24 protein-coding genes are annotated in these 18284 nt (G+C 64.9%); 14 read left to right on the top strand and 10 right to left on the bottom strand.

The annotated features are described in order from the left end of the window. The first annotated feature begins 32 nt into the window (after window positions 1–32). From IM25_RS17660 to IM25_RS17635, 6 genes are read left to right on the top strand one after another with little or no spacing between them, the layout of a single operon-like run. Window positions 33–392: a hypothetical protein gene (locus tag IM25_RS17660; protein WP_033098189.1), complete on the top strand. Its 360-nt coding sequence runs from the start codon at window positions 33–35 to the stop codon at window positions 390–392. A gap of 2 nt (window positions 393–394) precedes the next feature. Continuing rightward, a complete protein-coding gene (locus tag IM25_RS17655; RefSeq protein ID WP_033098188.1) occupies window positions 395–892 on the top strand; it encodes a nuclear transport factor 2 family protein in 498 nt (165 codons plus the stop codon). A gap of 41 nt (window positions 893–933) precedes the next feature. Beyond that, window positions 934–2214 (top strand): aromatic ring-hydroxylating oxygenase subunit alpha, encoded by a 1281-nt coding sequence (locus tag IM25_RS17650; protein WP_033098223.1) that lies wholly within the window; start codon window positions 934–936, stop codon window positions 2212–2214. After that, a complete protein-coding gene (locus IM25_RS17645; RefSeq protein ID WP_006552107.1) occupies window positions 2207–2701 on the top strand; it encodes an aromatic-ring-hydroxylating dioxygenase subunit beta in 495 nt (164 codons plus the stop codon). The genes IM25_RS17650 and IM25_RS17645 overlap by 8 nt, the downstream gene beginning before the upstream one ends. A gap of 9 nt (window positions 2702–2710) precedes the next feature. Continuing rightward, complete coding sequence (locus IM25_RS17640) at window positions 2711–3463, top strand: SDR family NAD(P)-dependent oxidoreductase (protein WP_006552106.1); 753 nt, start codon at window positions 2711–2713, stop codon at window positions 3461–3463. A gap of 51 nt (window positions 3464–3514) precedes the next feature. Further along, on the top strand, window positions 3515–4465 hold the full coding sequence (locus IM25_RS17635; protein ID WP_033098187.1) for a PDR/VanB family oxidoreductase: 951 nt from the start codon (window positions 3515–3517) through the stop codon (window positions 4463–4465). Between the two features lie 10 nt (window positions 4466–4475). Here the strand turns inward: IM25_RS17635 and IM25_RS17630 are convergent, their stop codons facing one another. From IM25_RS17630 to IM25_RS17620, 3 genes are read right to left on the bottom strand one after another with little or no spacing between them, the layout of a single operon-like run. Next, entirely contained in the window at window positions 4476–5132 is a 657-nt protein-coding gene (locus IM25_RS17630) for a response regulator transcription factor (RefSeq protein ID WP_033098186.1), read from the bottom strand. 1 nt (window position 5133) lies between these two features. After that, a complete protein-coding gene (locus IM25_RS17625; protein WP_033098222.1) occupies window positions 5134–5418 on the bottom strand; it encodes a hypothetical protein in 285 nt (94 codons plus the stop codon). 40 nt (window positions 5419–5458) lie between these two features. After that, window positions 5459–6751, bottom strand: coding sequence for an amidase (locus IM25_RS17620; RefSeq protein WP_019289463.1), 1293 nt, complete (start codon window positions 6749–6751; stop codon window positions 5459–5461). Window positions 6752–6941: 190 nt separating this feature from the next. Between IM25_RS17620 and IM25_RS17615 the strand changes: the two genes are divergently transcribed. Together IM25_RS17615 and IM25_RS17610 are read left to right on the top strand one after the other, a co-directional pair. Next, on the top strand, window positions 6942–8375 hold the full coding sequence (locus IM25_RS17615) for an MFS transporter (RefSeq protein WP_006552101.1): 1434 nt from the start codon (window positions 6942–6944) through the stop codon (window positions 8373–8375). A gap of 40 nt (window positions 8376–8415) precedes the next feature. Beyond that, on the top strand, window positions 8416–9606 hold the full coding sequence (locus IM25_RS17610) for a flavin reductase family protein (protein ID WP_006552100.1): 1191 nt from the start codon (window positions 8416–8418) through the stop codon (window positions 9604–9606). A gap of 91 nt (window positions 9607–9697) precedes the next feature. Here IM25_RS17610 and IM25_RS26975 read toward each other — a convergent pair whose 3' ends face one another. Both IM25_RS26975 and IM25_RS26970 read right to left on the bottom strand, forming a co-directional pair. Further along, window positions 9698–9946: an ANTAR domain-containing protein gene (locus IM25_RS26975; protein WP_232333352.1), complete on the bottom strand. Its 249-nt coding sequence runs from the start codon at window positions 9944–9946 to the stop codon at window positions 9698–9700. Window positions 9947–9987: 41 nt separating this feature from the next. Continuing rightward, window positions 9988–10287 carry a hypothetical protein gene (locus tag IM25_RS26970; protein WP_228045063.1) on the bottom strand — a complete coding sequence of 100 codons (300 nt, stop codon included), beginning with the start codon at window positions 10285–10287 and terminating at the stop codon, window positions 9988–9990. Between IM25_RS26970 and IM25_RS27650 the strand changes: the two genes are divergently transcribed. The 3 genes from IM25_RS27650 to IM25_RS17595 all read left to right on the top strand — a co-directional run bounded on the left by IM25_RS27650 (window position 10229) and on the right by IM25_RS17595 (window position 12183). After that, on the top strand, window positions 10229–10489 hold the full coding sequence (locus tag IM25_RS27650) for a hypothetical protein (protein ID WP_442971905.1): 261 nt from the start codon (window positions 10229–10231) through the stop codon (window positions 10487–10489). The genes IM25_RS26970 and IM25_RS27650 overlap by 59 nt on opposite strands. Before the next feature lie 589 nt (window positions 10490–11078). After that, window positions 11079–11333, top strand: coding sequence for a hypothetical protein (locus tag IM25_RS17600; protein WP_019289459.1), 255 nt, complete (start codon window positions 11079–11081; stop codon window positions 11331–11333). Between the two features lie 49 nt (window positions 11334–11382). Further along, entirely contained in the window at window positions 11383–12183 is an 801-nt protein-coding gene (locus tag IM25_RS17595) for an HAD-IIA family hydrolase (RefSeq protein ID WP_006552097.1), read from the top strand. 50 nt (window positions 12184–12233) lie between these two features. Here the strand turns inward: IM25_RS17595 and IM25_RS17590 are convergent, their stop codons facing one another. Then, window positions 12234–12920, bottom strand: a complete 687-nt coding sequence (locus tag IM25_RS17590) for a ZIP family metal transporter (protein WP_033098221.1) — start codon at window positions 12918–12920, stop codon at window positions 12234–12236. 270 nt (window positions 12921–13190) lie between these two features. Between IM25_RS17590 and IM25_RS17585 the strand changes: the two genes are divergently transcribed. Next, window positions 13191–13949, top strand: coding sequence for a DUF6920 family protein (locus IM25_RS17585; protein ID WP_232333351.1), 759 nt, complete (start codon window positions 13191–13193; stop codon window positions 13947–13949). A 34-nt stretch (window positions 13950–13983) separates the two neighbouring features. Here the strand turns inward: IM25_RS17585 and IM25_RS17580 are convergent, their stop codons facing one another. From IM25_RS17580 to IM25_RS17570, 3 genes are all read right to left on the bottom strand, one after another. After that, entirely contained in the window at window positions 13984–14883 is a 900-nt protein-coding gene (locus tag IM25_RS17580) for a phosphatidylinositol mannoside acyltransferase (RefSeq protein WP_033098185.1), read from the bottom strand. 60 nt (window positions 14884–14943) lie between these two features. After that, window positions 14944–15552 carry an Rv1733c family protein gene (locus IM25_RS17575; RefSeq protein ID WP_033098184.1) on the bottom strand — a complete coding sequence of 203 codons (609 nt, stop codon included), beginning with the start codon at window positions 15550–15552 and terminating at the stop codon, window positions 14944–14946. A gap of 208 nt (window positions 15553–15760) precedes the next feature. Continuing rightward, the gene (locus IM25_RS17570; protein WP_230810883.1) at window positions 15761–16441 is read right to left on the bottom strand and encodes a phosphatase PAP2 family protein; all 681 of its coding nucleotides are present in this window, start codon (window positions 16439–16441) and stop codon (window positions 15761–15763) included. Window positions 16442–16600: 159 nt separating this feature from the next. Between IM25_RS17570 and IM25_RS17565 the strand changes: the two genes are divergently transcribed. After that, complete coding sequence (locus IM25_RS17565; RefSeq protein WP_006552091.1) at window positions 16601–17020, top strand: glutaredoxin domain-containing protein; 420 nt, start codon at window positions 16601–16603, stop codon at window positions 17018–17020. 69 nt (window positions 17021–17089) lie between these two features. On the opposite strand, the gene IM25_RS17560 is transcribed toward IM25_RS17565, so the two are convergent. Beyond that, a complete protein-coding gene (locus IM25_RS17560; protein WP_019289453.1) occupies window positions 17090–17362 on the bottom strand; it encodes a GlsB/YeaQ/YmgE family stress response membrane protein in 273 nt (90 codons plus the stop codon). A 193-nt stretch (window positions 17363–17555) separates the two neighbouring features. On the opposite strand from IM25_RS17560, the gene IM25_RS17555 reads away from it, so the two are divergent. Beyond that, entirely contained in the window at window positions 17556–18257 is a 702-nt protein-coding gene (locus IM25_RS17555) for an SIMPL domain-containing protein (protein ID WP_033098183.1), read from the top strand. Window positions 18258–18284 lie beyond the last annotated feature (27 nt).

Genomic DNA, 18284 nt, shown 5'->3' with positions numbered 1-18284 from the left:
GCAAGGCTCACCCGACCGAAAGGACACCTGTCGTGCCCGAACCATTGCGCACCTTGTTCTGCATCGGCAACAACCAGAACTTCTTCGATCTCCCCAAGGCGGAGATCGGCCCGGTCTGGGTCGGCATCTCCACTATGCTCTCCGATCTCAAGCGCATGGACGGCGTCGACGTCATCGGCACCTTCGACGACGACGCCCACATGGTCGGACCGTCCGATGGGTGGCCGTGGACGTGCTACGTCCTCGCCGACGTCAAAGACCAGGAGACAGTGAAGAACGCGTGCAACCTGTTGCGCACCACCATGATCGGTGAGTTTGCATTGTGGAGGTATTTCAAGATCGAAGCTCGTATGGGTCGTGAGCTGACCATTCGGGACGACGTGGACGTGTAGACGTGACCGACATGTCGGACCGACTGTCCGCGCTCGAAGTCAAGGACGCTGCCCGGCTATGCCTGATGCGCTACATGGACCTGTGCGACGTCCCCGGTTCCCTGGAGCATCCCGAACAGATCGGCGCGCTGTTCACCGGCAATGCGACTTGGGAAGGCATCGGATCGGAGTACACAGACAAGTTCGGGATCGCTCACGGGCGCGAGGACATCGTCGCTCTGGTCTCTCGATATCTTCCACCAGCCGAACATTTCGTTCGCAACACGCATCTGCTCGGCAGCGAACGGATCCGGGTCGAGCGCGACAGTGCTCACGGTCGATGGATCATGCAACAACTGTCGCTGTACACGGACGGCACGGCCGAACTGCTGTGTGCCCGACTCGAGATCGATTTCGAGATCACCCGCTCGGCGGACATCACGGCCCGCATACACCGATTCCGCACCCAGCGCATGTTCGCGGCACCCCTGCCCATCGACGCGATGAGTCATCTGCACTGATGCGGACACCCGCACGTGACGAGTTCGAAGGAAGCAAACACATGACGACGATCGAACATTCGATCCAGAACAATTACGGGGATCTCGTCGGCACCGATCGGGTCGCCGGACGGCTCTACACGGACCCGGAGATCTTCCGTGTCGAGATGGAGAAGATCTTCTACCGCACGTGGGTGTGGGTCGCGCACGAGAGCGAGATCCCTGAGCCCGGTTCGTTCAAGACCACTCAGGTCGGGAATCAGCCGGTGATCGTCACTCGTGACCGCAAGGGAAACTTCAACACCCTCCTGAACCGCTGCCGGCACCGCGGCGCGACCGTCTGCGACCAGCGCAGCGGCAAGGCCAACGGCTTCACGTGCCCGTACCACAACTGGTCCTACGCTCTCGACGGTCGATTGCGCGGTATCCCCTATCCGGACGGCTACGAGGGAGTCATCGACAAGAAGGACTTCCCCCTCCAGACGCTGCGCACCGAGAGCTACCTGGGCATGATCTGGGCAACCTTCAACCGGGACGCCGAATCCCTCGAGGATTTCCTCGGTGACGCCAAGCTCTGGATGGAGCGCTTCTTCAAGCAGAGCAACGGACTGCCGACCAAGGTGCTCGGCGTCCACAAGTTCCGCTTCAAGGGCAACTGGAAGATCCAACTGGAGAACACCACGGACGGCTACCACTTCCCGATGGTGCACAAGTCATGGATGGCCTCCGTCGACGCGGAAACCGCCGACATGATGTCGTTCATGGACGATCCGGCCGCCGAGACACATTCGCTCGGCAACGGACACAGCGTCGCGATCATGGCCGCTGCCCACGTCGACCTCGATATTGACGACGGCACCGAGGAGATCCAGCCACGCTTCCAGCATCTCGTCGACGAACTCACCGAGGCCGGGGAGAGTCCGGAGCGGATCCGTCGCTACATGCGCTCGATGCACGGCTGCGGGTTCAACCTCAACACTTTTCCGAATGTGGCGATGTCCTCGTCGTTCTTCCGGGTCTTGATTCCCATCTCCGTCGACGAGACCGAGATCTGGCACATGGCCATCGGCATGGACGGCGGCCCTGAATCCGTCAACCGGGAGCGTCTGCGTATTCACGAGCACTTCCAGGGCCCGTTCGGCTTCGGCAGCCCCGACGATGCGGAGGGTTGGACCCGGGTTCAGATCGGTGCCGGCGGCAATCCCGACATGCCCATCCTCGTCAACCGCGGCGAGGGGCGCGAATACCTCACCGAAGAAGGTTGGCCCACTTCACATGTCACCGACGAGACAGGAATGCGCGAGGCCTACGCAATGTGGAAGAAGCTGATGAGCGATGACTGACCTGAGCCTGACCGATCCCCGCGTGTTGCGTGCCATAGAACTGGTGTGGAAGGAGGCCGAGGCCCTCGACGCGAAGGACTACAAGTCCTGGGAGCAGATGTACACCGATGATGGCATCTACGTGATCCCCATCGACCCGGACACGGATGACTTCGCGTCCTCGCTCAACATGGTCTACGACGATGCACGGATGCGCCGACTGCGCGTCCAACGCATGCTCCAGGGTTACTCGCCGTCCGCGGTCGCCGCAGCACGCACCGTCCGCGTGATCTCCCGCTTCACCGTGCAGGAACGCACCGATACCTCGGTCACCCTCCGCTCGGCGCAGATCGTCAATGCCTTCAAACGCAACGAGTTCTTGACCCTCGGCGCGGATCTGACGCACACGATCGTGTTCGACGACGAGGGCGACGACAGGATCGCGCTCAAGGTGATCCGTCTGATCGACAGTGAGGACGCGGTCAGTGCGTCCGGCTATCTGCTCTGAGAGGCCGCCATGAATCCTCATGCCCCGGGTATCGCGGTCGTCACCGGAGCCGCCGGCGGAATGGGCACCGCCATCGCCCGTAAACTGCATACCGACGGCCGGCGGGTGCTCCTCGCCGACCTCGACACCGCCGCGGTCGACGCCCTCGCGGCGGAACTGTCCCCCGACGGGTCCACAGCCCGCGGCATCAAGTTGGACGTCGGCCGCAAGGCGGCCTTCGAGGAAGGCCTCGCAGTCTGTGAAGACCTGTGGGGCACGCCCACCATCGTCGTCAACAACGCCGCGGTCACCCGCGCGGCCGACCTGATGACACTCGGTGAAGACGAGTTCACGGACGTGCTCACCACGAACGTCAACAGCGTCTTCTTCGGCTGTCAGGTGTTCGGAGCGGCGATGGCCGACAAGGGATTCGGTCGCATCGTCAACATGGCTTCGCTCGCGGGCCAGAACGGCGGCACCGCCACCGGCGGGCACTACGCGGCGTCGAAGGGTGCGATCCTGACCGCCACCAAGATCTTCGCGCGGGAACTCGCCGCGCGAGGCGTGACGGTCAACGCGATCTCCCCGGGCCCACACGATCTGCCGGTCGTCCGCAAGACGGTTCCGGCCGACAAACTCGACGGCATCGTTGCCGGTATTCCGGTCGGGCGACTCGGCAGTGCATCGTTCGTCGCTGACACCGTCGCGCTGTTGATCTCCGACGACGCTTTCTTCGTCACCGGTGCCTGCTGGGACATCAACGGCGGCCTGTATCTGCGCTGAGCGTTCCATCCCTATCGGCCCGCACCCGTCGCTACACGAGGAGAACCTGACATGACACTCATCGACGTCATCGTCTCCGACATCACCCAGGAAACACCGACCGTCAAGTCGATCACGCTCGTGAAGGCGGACGGGTCACCGCTGGGTCCGTACCTGCCTGGCGCACACATCGACGTCGAGGGCCCGACAGCGATCACACGTCAGTACTCGCTGTGCAGCACCCCGGACGCACCGGACTCGTTCGTCTTCGCCGTCAAGAAGGAGGCGAACTCACGCGGTGGATCCGCTGCCCTGCACGAACTCTCTGTGGGCGACACCCTCCGCATCAGCACACCTCGGAACCTGATCGCCATCGCCGAAGAGGCACAGCACCACGTGCTCGTCGCCGCCGGCATCGGCATCACTCCGATGCTGAGTATGGCCCGCTACATGGACGTTCACGGCATCAGCTTCGAACTGCACTACTTCGCCCGCACCGAATCCGAAGCGGCATTCCTGCCGCTGCTGAACGATCGCTGCCCGGACAAGCTACATCAGCATTTCGGAGTGACGCGCGAGGCCCAGGAGCATGTCCTGAAGGACGAATTGGCCGAATTGCCTCCACACACTCACATCTATACGTGCGGACCGGCCGGATTCATGGACAAGGTCGTTGCGGTCGCGCGTGAGCACGTCTCCCCCGACGCCATCCACCTCGAGAACTTCCACGCCTCGGAGCAACCCGACGCGTCGGCGAACGCCGCATTCGAAGTTGAGCTGGACGGAGAGACCTATCGGATTCCGGCCGATAAGAGCATCGTCGAGGTCCTCCAGGACAACGGTTGCGACGTCGACACCTCCTGCCAGGAAGGCATCTGCGGAACGTGCATCATGCAGGTCCTGGAGGGTTCGCCCGAACACCGCGACAACGTGCTCACCCGTGCCGAGAAGGAATCCGGGGAAGTCATGGCAGTGTGCGTGTCGCGCACGAGAGGGCAGCGACTCGTCCTCGACTACTACTGATCGACCGTGGTCAGGCTTCGTTCGGGACCTCTACGCCGTAGCGGAGGAGGTCCCGAACGAAGGTGCCGATGCTGTCGGAGTCGGTCTTGCTCTTGATCCGAGCCCGATGGACATCGACGGTCTTCACGCTCATCCCCAGCTTGCGGGCGATATTCTGGCTCGGCAGGCCTTCGACGACCAAGGCCAGGATCTGCCGCTCACGCGGCGTCAGCCCCTGGAGTTTCTCCCGCAGCGCTACGCGTGCAGCATGCTCCGCGAAACGCGTCCGAGCGCGCTCGACGCCGGACTGGACCGCGTCGAGCAGCCGTTGCGGATCGTACGGCTTCTCCAGGAAATCCATGGCGCCCTTCTGCAGTGTCGAGACGGACATCCTGATGTCGCCGTGCGCCGAAACGAAGATGATCACCACATGCGGCGCGAACTCGTTGATCCGCTCCTGCAACCTCGTGCCGCTCATGCCCGGCATGCGCACATCGAGCACGATGCAAGCGGGATGCGTGCCGTCGTAGACATCGAGGAAGACATCGGCACTGTGGCAGATGACCGGTCGGATGCCGATGCTCTCCAGAATCCAGTCGACGGAATCGCACAACGCTGGATCGTCGTCGACGACGTACACGATGGCCTCGGACGCCGGCGCATCGTTGCCGGTCACATGCTCGGCCATGTCAGCTGTCCGCATCCCACGCTGCTTCGGCAGTCCAGTACGGAGCCCCGACTGCGCTTGTCTTCGGCTCCCAGTCGGTGGTGCGGCGGAGCAGGGGTTCTTCACGACGGACCGATACGTCGGCCGCTTCCGGTCCATCCGCCTCCACGGTCCAATGCACCCAGTTGACCTCGCGTCCGTACTCGTCGTGGACGAACAGGTCGACGTGATGCCATCCGTAGTTGAAGGTGTCCTCGTAGCAGGTGAGGAACATCCGATGGTGATTGACCGGGCGCGGTTTCAGCATCGAGAATTCTCCAGTCGTCATCAGGGGCATGGTCTTCGAATCACTCGTCCAGCGGGGGACTTTCGCGGAGAATTGCTTCGAGTCTCTCCCCGACCTCGAACAGGTCATCCTCCCTGCCCGGCAGGCCGACGAGCTGTATTCCGAGCGGCAGTCCCGCAGTGGTGCGCGCTCCGGGCACAATCACCACGGGTAGGCCCAGCAACTGCCACGGGCGGCTGAGGATCGGCGAACCGGTCGCCGACAATCCCTTCGGTGCAGGTCCGGTCGCGGCAGGACCGACGATGAGGGATGATCCGTCGAGTATCTCGCCCAACAACTCCCGCGAGCGATCCCGTCGGATCAACGCAGCCGTGTGGTCGGAGACCGAGATTGTCTGTCCCTGCTGCAGCAGATCTCGGATCTGCGGGCTCAGATCGTCCCGCTGCCGTTCGAACTCACGAGCTCGGGTGCGTGCGGCCTCGAAGGCCATGATCGTCGCGTGGTCCTCGGCGAGAGTCTGCACGTGGTCGTCCCAGTCGAGCATTTCCGAATGCAGGCCCAGTCCGGCCAGAACAGACGGAAGACGGCCCAGCAGAGCGATCATCGGAGGGTCGAGATAACCGAGATAGCTTCCGCCCCAGACGAACGCACATTCCGGAAGACCGGACTGAACAGCGGCGGCTGAGCCGAGGAACGCATCGTGGACGTAACGCAGATCGGCGACGGTGCGGGTGAGCAGCCCCAGGGAATCGAGGGAGTCGCTCAGGCCGACAATTCCTGCCATCTCGGTACTGCCGTGGGCGAGAACCAGTCCGGCCGTGCCGCAATAGGACGCCGGTCGGGTCAAAGAACCCGCGGTCTGGGTACCGAGCGCCAACGGCACGGTGCCAGCACCGACCGCGGCGGCGGACCCGCTCGACGATCCTCCGGGCGTGTGCTCGGGTGCATGAGGATTGCGTGTGGGACCCGGACGGAAGTAACCGAACTCGGTCGTGACGGTCTTACCTTGGACGACGGCGCCGAGCGAACGCAATCGTTCCACGCAGGGCGCGTCCGCGACAGCTGCCGCGGCGGATGTGACCGGCGATCCCGCACGGGTCGGCATGCCGGCGACGTCGATCAGGTCCTTCACACCGACGGAAATCCCTCGCAAAGGCAGGTCTCGGCGGTCGGCATCGATCGTCGCGACGTCCTCGGCAGTAGTGCTCGACAATTGCACCCACGCCTGCAGTACGGGTTCCTGAGCGTCGATTGCCGTTCTGGCTCGGGACACGAGTTCCGTCGCCGTCGTCGAACCGGTCCGGACCGACCTCACCTGATCTTCGATGGACACGTCAACCACGGGCGCGTTCACATCATCCTCCTGCAGTCGCTGACCTCCCCATTCTGCCCAGGAAAAGGACGTACCGACAGTAAAGGTTTCCCTCCTACCCGAGTGACGCAAGGCGACATAGGTTTTCCACACCGTTGGGCTTCCGATCACCAACGGAGCACTCGCCGCTCACTCCAGCCCCATTCCCAGCCCACAAGAAAGGCGGCCTCTCATGGCTTCGACCGTGGCGCCGGACAAGATCATCGATCCTTCCGATCCGAAGGCATCGAAGAAGATCGACTTCGGCAGAATGAACCGCAAGGCCTGGTTGATCACTGCACTCCTCGTTCTTTTTCAGATCGTCGCGTTCGCCGACAAGGCTGTACTCGGACTCGTTGCGTCAGAGGCGATCCCGGACCTGGGAATCTCGGCCGTCGAGTTCGGTTTCATCGGCAGTGCGTTCTTCTTCCTCTACGCCGTGGTCTCGGTCGTTACCGGATTTCTCGCAGCGCGGTTCTCGGTGCGGTGGATCATCCTGACGATGGGCGTCGTGTGGGCCGTGATGCAGTTCCCCATGCTGCTCGGTGGCGGCGCCGCGATCCTTCTGGTCACCCGCATCGTTCTCGGCGGCGCCGAGGGCCCGGCCACCGCGATGTCACTGACCTCCGCCCACTCCTGGTTCGAACCCCGACGTCGCGCGCTTCCCTCCAATCTTGTCGCTGCGGGCTCGACCCTCGGTCCGGTCCTCGCCGCACCTGCCCTGGCCTGGGTCATCGGTGCTTGGGGATGGCGCTGGGCGTTCGGTGTCCTCGGTATCGTCGGTCTGGTCTGGGTGATCGCCTGGTTGATCCTGGCCGGCGACGGGCCCTACGCGGGCCACGGGAAGAAGGATTCCGCCGGCAAGGATGCCCCCGAGGCGGATGCCGAGTCCGCTCACGAAATCGCCACGGATGATGTCGACAAACAACCGGCCGTCTCGCTCTGGCGGGCATTCGCGAGCTTGACTTTCCTCGCGGCGGTCATCGGCGGAGGTTCGAACTTCTGGGTGCAGGGGTTCGTGACCACCTGGCTGCCCCAGTACCTGGGGACCGTGGTCGGACTTTCGTTGCCCCAGGTCGGGACGGTCACCACGATTCCCTGGATCCTGGGAGCGCTCGTGCTTCTCTTCCTCGGATTCCTCGGTCACCGACTGATGCAGCGGGGATACAACGCGCATCGGTCCATCGCGATCCCCTTCGGTATCGCAGCACTCGTTGCCGGTGTGTGCTTCATCCTGGTCCAGGCGGCCTCCGGTGTCGCCGCCGTCGCGTTGCTCTGCATCGCCGCAGGTTGCAGCCTCGCCTACCCGATGACCGCCTCAGCGCTGGCATTCGCGGTCGGCGCACGGCAGCGTCCGATCATGATGGCCACGCTGGGCGGTGTCGCGTCGATCGGCGCAATCATCTCCCCCACCCTCGTCGGATGGCTGATGACGCGCGCGGGGTACGTCTCGCCGCCCTCGGGCACGTCCCTCACCCCCGAGATGGCGAACAACATGGCCGTAGGCGTACATCAAGCCTTCACGATCACCGGTGTCGTCCTGCTCGTCGGCGGCGTGCTGTGCATCCTCTTCCTCCGCCCCGAAGCCCTTGGACGCACCCTCCAGGCGCGTCACCGCAAAGGCTGAACCGAGCCGGATCGATCGTCGTTCCGACCAAGGAGTGCTTATGTCCCTCGACACCGTCAGTATCGACAAGGGCCTGTTCCGCGAGGTGATGGGCCACTATCCCACGGGCGTTGCAGTGATCACCGGACGCGCCGCCGACGGCGAACTGCTCGCCCTCGTCGTCGGAACCTTCAGTTCGGTGTCCCTCGATCCTCCCCTGATCTCGTTCATGCCGATGAAGACGTCCCGGACGTTCGACAAACTCCGGCGGTGCGAGTCGATATGCATCAATGTCATCGGGGGCGAGCAGGAGGATCTCGTCGCCACGATCGCCCGGCGCTGGGAGAACAAGTTCGACGGCATCGAGTGGTTCACCTCTCCGTCCGGCAACCCGGTTCTCGATCAATCGGTCGCCTGGATCGACGCACGCGTGACGAACACGGTCGATGCCGGCGACCATTGGATCGTCCTCTGCACCGTGAGCGATCTGGCGGTCACCAACCCCGTGGCGCCTCTGATCTACTTCCAGGGCGGTTACGGCAGCTTCGTGAGTACGTCGCTGATCGCTCGGCTGCAGCACGAGATCACCGATTCGATCAGCGCGGCGGAGGCCCTCCGCCCGGAAGTGGAAGCGCTCGCCCACTCGATCGGTTGCGAGGTCGCGCTGTATACGACGATCGGCCGGGACGAGATGGTCCGAGTGCTGTCGGCCTTCGGCCCCGGCGTGGAACAGACGAACGGACTCGCACGACGTATCCCGATCGTGCCTCCGATCGGCGACAGTATCGTCTTCGACCTGTCCGAGGACGAACAGGAACGCTGGCTGTCCAGGGCCATCGGAATCGACGAGGACACGAAGGGGGTCTACCGCCGGCGACTCGGTTTCGTACGCGCCCACGGATACGCGCTCTCGTTTCTTCCTCGAGAAGGCCGCACCGCATACGAGACGATGTGCGAAGCGACGCGACGCTACGAATCAGGTCTGCTCACACCCATGGAGGAACGTGACATCCGGACCGTGATCCCTGGGTCGGACGTCGACTATCGCGTTCAGGAGCTCGATTCCGACGGTCGCTACGATGTCGGGTCCCTCGTCTTCCCTGTACGCGATCCGGAAGGCCGCTGCACCTCGACCTTGCGTCTGGCTCAACTCCCGCTTCGGAGCACCGGCGCGACGGTCGCTGCATGGGTTTCGCATGCCAGAAGCGTCGTTGCAGCACTCGAGGGCGATAGACACCCCCACGGTTCGTAGGCAGTCGAATGCACCTCTTGTGCCTACATCGCTCTCGAGGGAACCGCTGTGGACCGCCCGACGGACGGACTGTGCGTGATCGGACAAACGATCACAGAGAAGCGGTGTGGTCCTCGACGATTCGCTCGGCAATTCGAGCGACGGCGACGTTGAGATCCTGTGACAGCGTCCGCAGCATCACGAACGCGCGGGCGGTGTCGACGTCGCAGCGCTGGATCAGAACACCTTTGGCCTGGCAGATGGTGTCTCGGGTGGCCAACGCCGAGCGCAGATGCAGCTCCGCGCGTGCAGCCGTGAGCTCGGACGCCGCCTGCGCCGCCAATGCGATGCCCAGCGCCACCGCTGCACCGTCGAAAGTCTGCGGCTTCGATGCGAACAGGTTCAGCGAACCGGCGATATCGGTTCGGGTGTGAGTTGGAAGGACAACACACTGCCGACCCCGACCAGCAGGGCTTCCTCGGTGAACTGCGGCCACCGTCTCTCGGACCGCAGGTCGCTGCTGTAGACCACGCTCGTGACCCCGGCAGCGTCGATGCAGGGACCACCGGCGTCGCGTTGGATCCGACCGAGTTCCCGGGACGATGACGACGCCACTCCGTGCGCCTCGAATGTGTCCTTGCCGATGAGCACGATGTCGGCGCACTCGACCCCGGCGATCGTCACCGCGGCGGCCGTGGTCACCGCACGCAGTGCTTCACCGAAATCGTGCCGTCCGCTCGGCGGTCTTCATAGATCTCCAAGGGCCTTGATCAAGATTTCGATCGATTCGGCCATGAAATGCAGCCTCTTCCGCCTGTTTCACGATGCCGCGTGTCAAGGCGAGAAAGTGTCGGGCAAGATGCCCGTACCGCCCACGCTACTCGTGATTGTCGACGTGGGGTGAGGAACACCTGCTGGGCGTCCTGCGGAGACCTCAGGACTAGGGGGTGCCGACCAGGTCCGGAGATCAGAGGGTGTGGCCGAGGATGTGGGTGAGAGCGATGAGGGCGGCGAACCAGATGAGAGTTCCGCCGAGTGTGGCGAAGTCTGTGTACATGAGTGGTGTCGAGCGTACGCCGGTTGAAGCATCAACCGGCGTATCGTTCGTCACAGCCTGTCGCGCACGCAATCAGCTTCCGCACGCGCTTACCTCCCGCGGGGAATAGACGGGGATCTGGTCGCGTTGTGCTGGGCGGATCGGGTGCATATTCGTGTCCCCCGGGCTCAACCCTTTGCCTTCACGGAAGTTCCGTTCGACTGGAGCCGTGTTGCGCCTTTCGCCGAGAGGCGACCGAACGCACCCGATCCCTTCACACTTCGTAACGCGAGTCGGCGCACTCCGCCACGCGAGCCTTCGCCACCGGATGCGCTTCCCGCACGGATGTGGCCGACCCGCCCCGGCGACCGAATACCACCGGGTTCGGCCACCGCTCCACCGGGTACCTCCGGAAGACACCGACAGGTTCGAAAGAACAGCAAGTGCAGGAGGACATGTGCCCACCAACTTGACCGCCACCGACCTTCGAGAACTCCTCGATTCGACGCTCGATGACCCCGCACTCGTTCTGGAGGAGGGACGCTTCCGCGTGGTCGGAGGTCAGGAGCTCACGGATGAGAACCGAGCGTTCCTCGTGGTCACCAGGGAAGACCTCCGCAAGCAGCTACCGCAGGATCGGGACCACGACGAGAGCGACCTGGAGCTACAGGCGGGCGTGCTCGGCTCGACCGTCGCGAACCTCGGCGGGTGATCGCCTTGTATCGGCTGCCGACCGGAACAGTAGGTGACACACTCGGAGAATGAGCGAAGAACCCACATCCGCGCCGGTCTGGAACTACCTGATGGACATGGATGGTGTTCTCGTGCACGAGGATCACCTGATCCCCGGTGCCGACGCGTTCCTGACGGAGCTCCGCGACACCGGTACGCCGTTCATGGTGCTCACCAACAATTCCATCCGCACACCCCGAGATCTGCGGGCGCGCCTGCTGCGCTCCGGCCTCGACGTGCCCGAGAAATCGATCTGGACCTCCGCGCTGGCGACGGCGACGTTCCTCGCCAATCAACGTCCCGGTGGCAGCGCTTACGTGGTGGGTGAATCCGGATTGACCACCGCGCTGCACGACATCGGCTACGTCCTCACGGACAGCGACCCGGACTACGTCGTCCTCGGTGAGACACGCACGTATTCCTTCGAGGCGATCACCACCGCGATCCGACTGGTCGAACGCGGCGCCCGGTTCATCGCGACCAATCCGGACCCGACCGGCCCGTCACGAGAGGGTTCGCTTCCTGCCACCGGGGCAGTCGCAGCGCTCATCACCCGCGCGACCGGCCGTGAGCCGTATTTCGTGGGCAAGCCGAACGCCCTGATGATGCGGTCGGCCCTGCGTGCGATCGGTGCGCACTCCGCACACACGCTGATGATCGGTGATCGCATGGACACCGACATCGTCTGCGGCCTCGAGGCCGGTCTGCAGACACTGCTGGTCCTGACCGGCATTTCGACCCGCGAGTCCGTCGAGCGGTTCCCCTACCGCCCGACCCGCGTCATCAATTCCGTTGCGGATCTCGTTGGGTCAACGGCAAACCCGTTCTGAAGAGTATCGGGGGTCCGAACTTTCGGCCGGATCCGATGAGGGTGGGCTTTTCATGCACCGAGAGCGAAGGCGACCAGGAATCCCAGCGAAGTGCAGATACCGACCCACCATCCGCCTTCTCGATAGGCTTCCGGCATCAACGAGTCGGCGATCACCGCAATGGTGGCGCCTCCGGCGAATGCCTGGATCAGCGGAATTCCCGCTTCCGGCAGAGAATCGGCGAACGCAGTGGCCACCACAACCACCGCCACCAGCAGAACGGCCGTCACGCCCCAGATGAGCAGAGCAGAGCGATGCGACAGAGCCGACCGCATCGACGCCGCACCCGCCACCGCCTCGGGGATGTTGCCAACCGCCACGGCCACCAGCAACACGATTCCACCGCTGCCGGATGCGAGAGTGGTCCCCAACGCAGCATTCTCCGGAACGCCGTCGAGGAGGGCCCCGAGCATCAGCGCCCAACCCAGGGCTGCAGGGCCGAGCATGTTCTCGATCACGCGATCGGCAACGACATAGACGACGGTTCCCAGCATCAAGGCCCCGCCGGCCGCCCACAACCCCTGGTCGGCGAAGGCCGGGGCGAACAGTTCTGTGGAGACCGCCGCCACCATGGCACCGGCGCCGAAGGCCATCAACCCCGCGAGCACCGGGCGGGGCAGGTTGTAGAGCAGGCCGATCGCAGCTCCGAGGAACAAGGGCACGGCGGTCCCCAGTCCGTACCACAGGGCCGTCAACATCGAACCGAACCCCCGCGTCGGCACCGTCCTCTACTCGTTACGCTCATGTGTACCTCTTCCGTCCCGGCGACCGGGTACCCAGGGACGTCACCGCCGACCGACTCGGCAGGGTCACCTATAACGCGATGATCGACGATTCCGTCGGCAAGGACACGGTGCCCAGGCATAATTTGCTCGAATCAGCGAGTATCGGCCCACCCCGTCGATGAAGCACCGAGTCCGAGCGAAGCATCGTGAAGGGCCGAATCGACCGGTGGAGGATTCGTGCGCATGGGCCGTGCACCGATTATTCCGCGCGCCGCTCATCAGGTCGGCGCACACTGGCGTGCTCTGTCCGAGATCAGGGGCACCGGTGACCGGTTCGTCCCGGCCCTGACCGAACCCCTGCCGCCTGCTGCGCGGCGTTGGATCAACCATGCGGTGGCCGAGGGCACGCCGATGGCCGCAGCCGCACGACTCGAGATGTCCGGGCAGATCCGGCTCGGATCCTGGCGACCGTTCACCGCTGTCCAACTCCTCGCCCCGACGTCGGGATTCGTGTGGGCTGCGACCACTCGGATCGGCCCGGTATCAGTGTCGGGGTACGACCGCTTCACCGACGGTTGTGGCGAGATGCGTTGGCGAATAGGGGGAATCATTCCGGTGATGTCCGCGGACGGCCCTGATGTCAGCGACAGCGCGGCCGGCCGCCTGGCCGGGGAGAGCATCTTCGTGCCGACGTCGTTTCCCCTCGCACGGTGGCGCGGCGACGAATTCGTCGCCGCGGCGACCTGGACGGTGGCCGGCCGCAAGGAAACCGTGCGTCTGGATGTCGCCGAGGACGGGGCGTTGTGCGGGGTGCGGATGCTGCGGTGGGGCAACCCCGACAATCACGAGTTCGGCCGGTATCCGTTCATCGTCGCGGTCGAGGCCGAACACCGGTTCGGTGGCATGACCATCGCCTCCCGGATCCGCGCGAGCTGGGACACGGGCACCGGCACGGACGGCGAGTTCTTCCGCGCCGAGATCACCTCTGCCGACTTCTTCTGACGGTCCACGAGGCCTGCCGCGTAAACCGACGTCGTCACTGTCTGCCGGGTGTCTGTGTGCGGTCCCGCCGGTCGGCCGTCCACACCGATTGCAGCATGTGCCAGTCGGCGGGATGCGCGGCGATACCGGCGGCGAACCGGTCGGCCAGTAACTGGGTCGTGGCTTCTACGCCGCCTGCGGTATCGATCGGGGCGTCGATGTGGAACCCCCAACCGCCCGGAGTGAACCAGCAGTGCACCGGCAGCAGCGGCGCACCCGTATCGATCGCGAGCTTGGCCGGGCCGGCAGGCATGCAGGCCGGTTCGCCGAAGAAGGTTACCGGCACGCCCGCTCCGGTCAGGTCACGCTCACCGAGGAGTCCGACGAACCGTCCCTCCCGGATCCGGGCGATCAGCTGTTCGAACGGTGGAACTGTGCCACCGGTGAGCGGGATGATCTCGAAACCCAGGCCTTCCCGGAACCGCACGAAGCGGCGGAACAACGATTCCGGTTGCAGCCGCTCGGCGACGACGGTCGGTGTGCCGATCCGCTGTACGATCCACACTCCCGCCAGGTCCCAGTTCCCGCTGTGCGGAAGCGCCAGCACTGCGCCGCGCCCACGCGCGACGGCCTCGTGGATGTGTTCGAGACCGGTGGCCGCGGAGTCGATGGTCTCGGCCAGCCGTAGCGGATCCATCGACGGCAACCGGAACGCTTCGCACCAATACCGCGCGTACGAACGTAGACTCGCGCGCACGAGTTCGTCGGGCACCTGAGCGGGAGTGGTGGACAACACCCGAGCGAGGTTGCGTCGTAATTGGATCGGCCCGCCGTTTCGGGCCGCTCGATCCGCAGCCATCTCGAACAGGCGCCTCGCCGGTTTTTCCGGTAGCGCGCATACCGTCCACCAGCCGGCGGCGTACGCGAGGTCCCAGGCTCGATCCTTCATGCGCATCGAGTACCCCGAACGCGGAGGTCGACAACGATGACCATCACGACGGGCGCTGCGCGACGTTCATCCGATCGGCCACCCCGGGAGTCGTCCTGCTTCCTGCCACTTACGGTCCCACCGAGACAGTCTCTGCCGGTTCATCTCGACGTGGACGCCGAACAGCGTGAGCGCGCATGCCACGGTGCCGAGGACGAGAATTGCCAGAGCCGCACCGAGGGCCGCGAGCGCGTTCTCGATTCCGGTGCGGGGAACCGGCATGTAGTCACCGGTCTCGTCGACCCAGATGCGTACCGTCTCCCCTGCACGCCCGCGGGCTTCGAGTCCCACGCGGCCGATGTGCTCGACGCCGTCGACCTCCCACCGGGCGAGTGCCGGACCGGGCGACGACGAGGACTCGGCCAACGGGTTGGGGATCGACGCTTCGTCCGGATCGTCGTCGAGAACGAACGCCGGTACCTGCCGTCCTTCGGCCACCTGCTGATGTGACTGTTCGCTGAACTGCGCATACGACACGGTCCCGACGACACCGGCAACGGGCACCACCAGGAGCATCAGACCCACCAGGAGCATGAACGCGACAGCTTCGACGCGGTCGATTCCGCGCAGGAGCGGATTCGCGCTCCATGGCCGCAGACGCCACCACCGCACCGCCAGGGTGTCTTCGCGAATCATCACACTCTCCGGACATCGAGCTCCTGCCCCCGAGTGTCGATCGTGCGCGCCTGTAGATGTAGTGCCGAAGGTCGTATCCCAACCGGGTCCACCTGCAACGATCGAGGGACCTCGGTAACGAACCACGCCCGCCCGCGAACAGAAAATCCGGCTGCCCGCAGATTCGCTCTGCCGACAGCCGGATTCGGTGTGCCGTATCCAGTTTCGCCTATCCCATGGGCTGGGCGGCCGGTGCCTCGCGCGACAGGATCGGAAGCCGCGACGCGAACGGCAGAAGCACCACGACGACCAGCGCGACCATCAACACGCCGAGCGCCATGCCCGACAGCACGTCGTGGACGTAGTGCACCCCCACCGTCACCCGGGAGAAGGCGAGCACCGCGGCGAGCGGAGCGACCAGCCAGATCAGACGCGGAGCCGCGAGGACACACGCCGTGGCGAACGACGCCGCGATGACGGAGTGGTTCGACGGCCAGGACCAGTCACCCACCTCGGGGCATTCCAGCACCGTCTCGATCCCGAGTGCGCGACACGGTCGCGGCTCCGTCACCACGAGCTTGACGAGTTCACTCGACAGGTAGGCACCCACGACACCGATACCGCCGACGGCGAGGGTGCCGAAGCTGCGTCGATCGTTCCGCCACAGCCACGCCGCGAGCACACCGGTGAAGGCGACCAGGACGAGCAGCCCCTTGTCCGCGACGAGACCTGCGAGCGGTCCGAGGAAGGACCCCTCGACGGTCTGAGCGACGGACAGATACAGGCGGTCGCGCATCGGTACCGTCGCCGCCGCGAGAAGAGTCAGCACGAGCGCCACCCCTACGGCAGGGATGAACATCGAGCGGACCAACCGCGGGGATACAGGAGGTGAATTCTCGGTGACGACCATGACCGAAGACGCTATCGCGCCACCTTGCCCGGCGGCAGACCGGCTGGTCGGGCGGGGTGACGGGGAGCTTCGAGCCTGCGACGCGTCCCGTTCCGAGGCGACTGCAGGCCGGCGGACGAAGTGGCTTCTGCCTCCCGCCCGGGCGATAGGCTCGCACGCGTGTGGCGAACCTGGATCCTCTCCGCAGCGATGGTGGCCGTCGCGGCGGTCGTTCTGCTCACTGGCGCATTCGACGTGACCTCGGTGGTGACGGCAGTACTGCTCCTCGTCTTTGCGTGGGTCACCTCTCCCCTGTTCTTCCCCCATCACGTCGACGACGCGACCGCCCGTCGCGACGCCGCAACCCGCGGCGTTCCGGTGGTGTACTGGCGCCCGGGGTGTACGTTCTGCATCCGGTTGCGCGCCACCCTGCGCACTCGCGCGCGTCGCGCGATCTGGGTGAACATCTGGCGGGATCCCGCTGCGGCCGCTCGGGTCCGGGAAGTCAACGGCGGGAACGAGACGGTGCCGACGGTGTTCGTCGGCGACGTGTCGCATACCAATCCCGACCCACGTTGGTTTCGCGATCAACTGGTCTGACGAGCCGACCCCCGACACGAACGAGGTCCCGGATCCGTGTGGATCCGGGACCTCGTTGATGCAGAGCGGTCAGCGGCGCACGCCTCGGCCGGTGACGGCCTTGACGAGGAACAGCAGGATGACCGCGCCGAGGAGGCAGGTCAGGAAGCTGAAGATCAGTCCGCCGCCTTCGACATCCACCCCGAAGACCTTCAGCAGGAAACCACCGATCAAGCCGCCGATGACGCCGACGACGATGTTGAGAAGAATGCCCTGCTGGGCGTCGGTGCCCATGATCTTGCTGCCGATCCAACCGGCGAGACCACCGATGATGATCCAACCGAGGATTCCGAGTCCGAGCATGTGCAGTCCTTTCGTGAACACTGGCTAGTTCGACCCAACTCAGATACCCAGTCGTCCCACCAGTCACACCTCTCACTTCTGACAAGATCAGAGTGGCACGAATGCGACGCCCGGAAGGTCGGATTCGACGGCTCCGACCGTGGCACGTGCCGTCTGCCCGACGGGGACGGCTCGCGCTGGCACACTCGTGCGCATGACCCAGCCTCCCGTCACGATCACCGTCACCGGCCACGCCGAGCGCACCGTCGCACCCAACCGGTGCACGGCGGTGTTGCGGGTGCACGCCGACGGCTCGTCGCGCAAGCAGGCCGCTGAACCGGTGACCGCGGCCGTCGCCACCATCACCGATCTCGTCACCGAACTGCACAAGCGCACCCCGAACCCGGTGAAGCGGTGGACCTTCGATCGGGTACGCCACAGCCGGCGGCGCCCGTTCAACCGCGAAGGCAAGAACCGGCCGTGGGTGTACAACTCGTCGGCGTCGATCACCGTCACCTTCCACGAGTTCGACGCTGTGGGTGCGTTCGTCGAGCAGGTCGCCGAACTCGAGGTGGTCACCGTCGCCGATCTCCAGTGGTGGATCACCCGCAAGGCGCGAAAGAAGCGACTCGCACAGGTCCGCGACCTCGCCGTCCGCGACGCCCTCGACAAGGCGAAGGCGTACACGACGTCCTTGGGTCTCGACACCGTTCGTGCGGTGGCCATCGCCGATCCGGGCATGCTCGGCTCCCAGCCCTCACCCGTCCACGCGGGCGGCGCTCCGATGATGCGCACAGCGATGCTGCGCTCGGATGCGATGAGCGCACCCGAGTCCGCCGAACCCGCGCTGGTCTTCGAACCCGACCGCGTCACCCTCACCGCCGACGTCGAGGCGCGGTTCGAAGCGTCCCCCTAGCGTCGGGGAAACCTCGGTGTTCCGGAC

This window comes from Rhodococcus sp. p52, from assembly GCF_000763325.2.
In the GTDB taxonomy this organism is placed as follows: domain Bacteria; phylum Actinomycetota; class Actinomycetes; order Mycobacteriales; family Mycobacteriaceae; genus Rhodococcus; species Rhodococcus pyridinivorans.
This window is presented reverse-complemented; position numbering and strand designations above follow the sequence as displayed.

Excerpts from the sequence above, each read along its gene's own strand:
- IM25_RS17610 (WP_006552100.1), top strand. The coding sequence starts at position 8,416 with ATGTCCCTCGACACCGTCAGTATCGACAAGGGCCTGTTCCGCGAGGTG.
- IM25_RS17580 (WP_033098185.1), bottom strand. The coding sequence starts at position 14,883 with ATGCGCATGAAGGATCGAGCCTGGGACCTCGCGTACGCCGCCGGCTGG.
- IM25_RS17615 (WP_006552101.1), top strand. The coding sequence starts at position 6,942 with ATGGCTTCGACCGTGGCGCCGGACAAGATCATCGATCCTTCCGATCCG.
- IM25_RS17585 (WP_232333351.1), top strand. The coding sequence starts at position 13,191 with ATGGGCCGTGCACCGATTATTCCGCGCGCCGCTCATCAGGTCGGCGCA.
- IM25_RS17630 (WP_033098186.1), bottom strand. The coding sequence starts at position 5,132 with ATGGCCGAGCATGTGACCGGCAACGATGCGCCGGCGTCCGAGGCCATC.
- IM25_RS17575 (WP_033098184.1), bottom strand. The coding sequence starts at position 15,552 with ATGATTCGCGAAGACACCCTGGCGGTGCGGTGGTGGCGTCTGCGGCCA.
- IM25_RS17650 (WP_033098223.1), top strand. The coding sequence starts at position 934 with ATGACGACGATCGAACATTCGATCCAGAACAATTACGGGGATCTCGTC.
- IM25_RS17590 (WP_033098221.1), bottom strand. The coding sequence starts at position 12,920 with ATGTTGACGGCCCTGTGGTACGGACTGGGGACCGCCGTGCCCTTGTTC.
- IM25_RS17635 (WP_033098187.1), top strand. The coding sequence starts at position 3,515 with ATGACACTCATCGACGTCATCGTCTCCGACATCACCCAGGAAACACCG.
- IM25_RS17645 (WP_006552107.1), top strand. The coding sequence starts at position 2,207 with ATGACTGACCTGAGCCTGACCGATCCCCGCGTGTTGCGTGCCATAGAA.
- IM25_RS17560 (WP_019289453.1), bottom strand. The coding sequence starts at position 17,362 with ATGCTCGGACTCGGAATCCTCGGTTGGATCATCATCGGTGGTCTCGCC.
- IM25_RS17555 (WP_033098183.1), top strand. The coding sequence starts at position 17,556 with ATGACCCAGCCTCCCGTCACGATCACCGTCACCGGCCACGCCGAGCGC.
- IM25_RS27650 (WP_442971905.1), top strand. The coding sequence starts at position 10,229 with ATGAGCACGATGTCGGCGCACTCGACCCCGGCGATCGTCACCGCGGCG.
- IM25_RS17595 (WP_006552097.1), top strand. The coding sequence starts at position 11,383 with ATGAGCGAAGAACCCACATCCGCGCCGGTCTGGAACTACCTGATGGAC.
- IM25_RS17570 (WP_230810883.1), bottom strand. The coding sequence starts at position 16,441 with ATGGTCGTCACCGAGAATTCACCTCCTGTATCCCCGCGGTTGGTCCGC.
- IM25_RS17625 (WP_033098222.1), bottom strand. The coding sequence starts at position 5,418 with ATGCTGAAACCGCGCCCGGTCAATCACCATCGGATGTTCCTCACCTGC.
- IM25_RS17640 (WP_006552106.1), top strand. The coding sequence starts at position 2,711 with ATGAATCCTCATGCCCCGGGTATCGCGGTCGTCACCGGAGCCGCCGGC.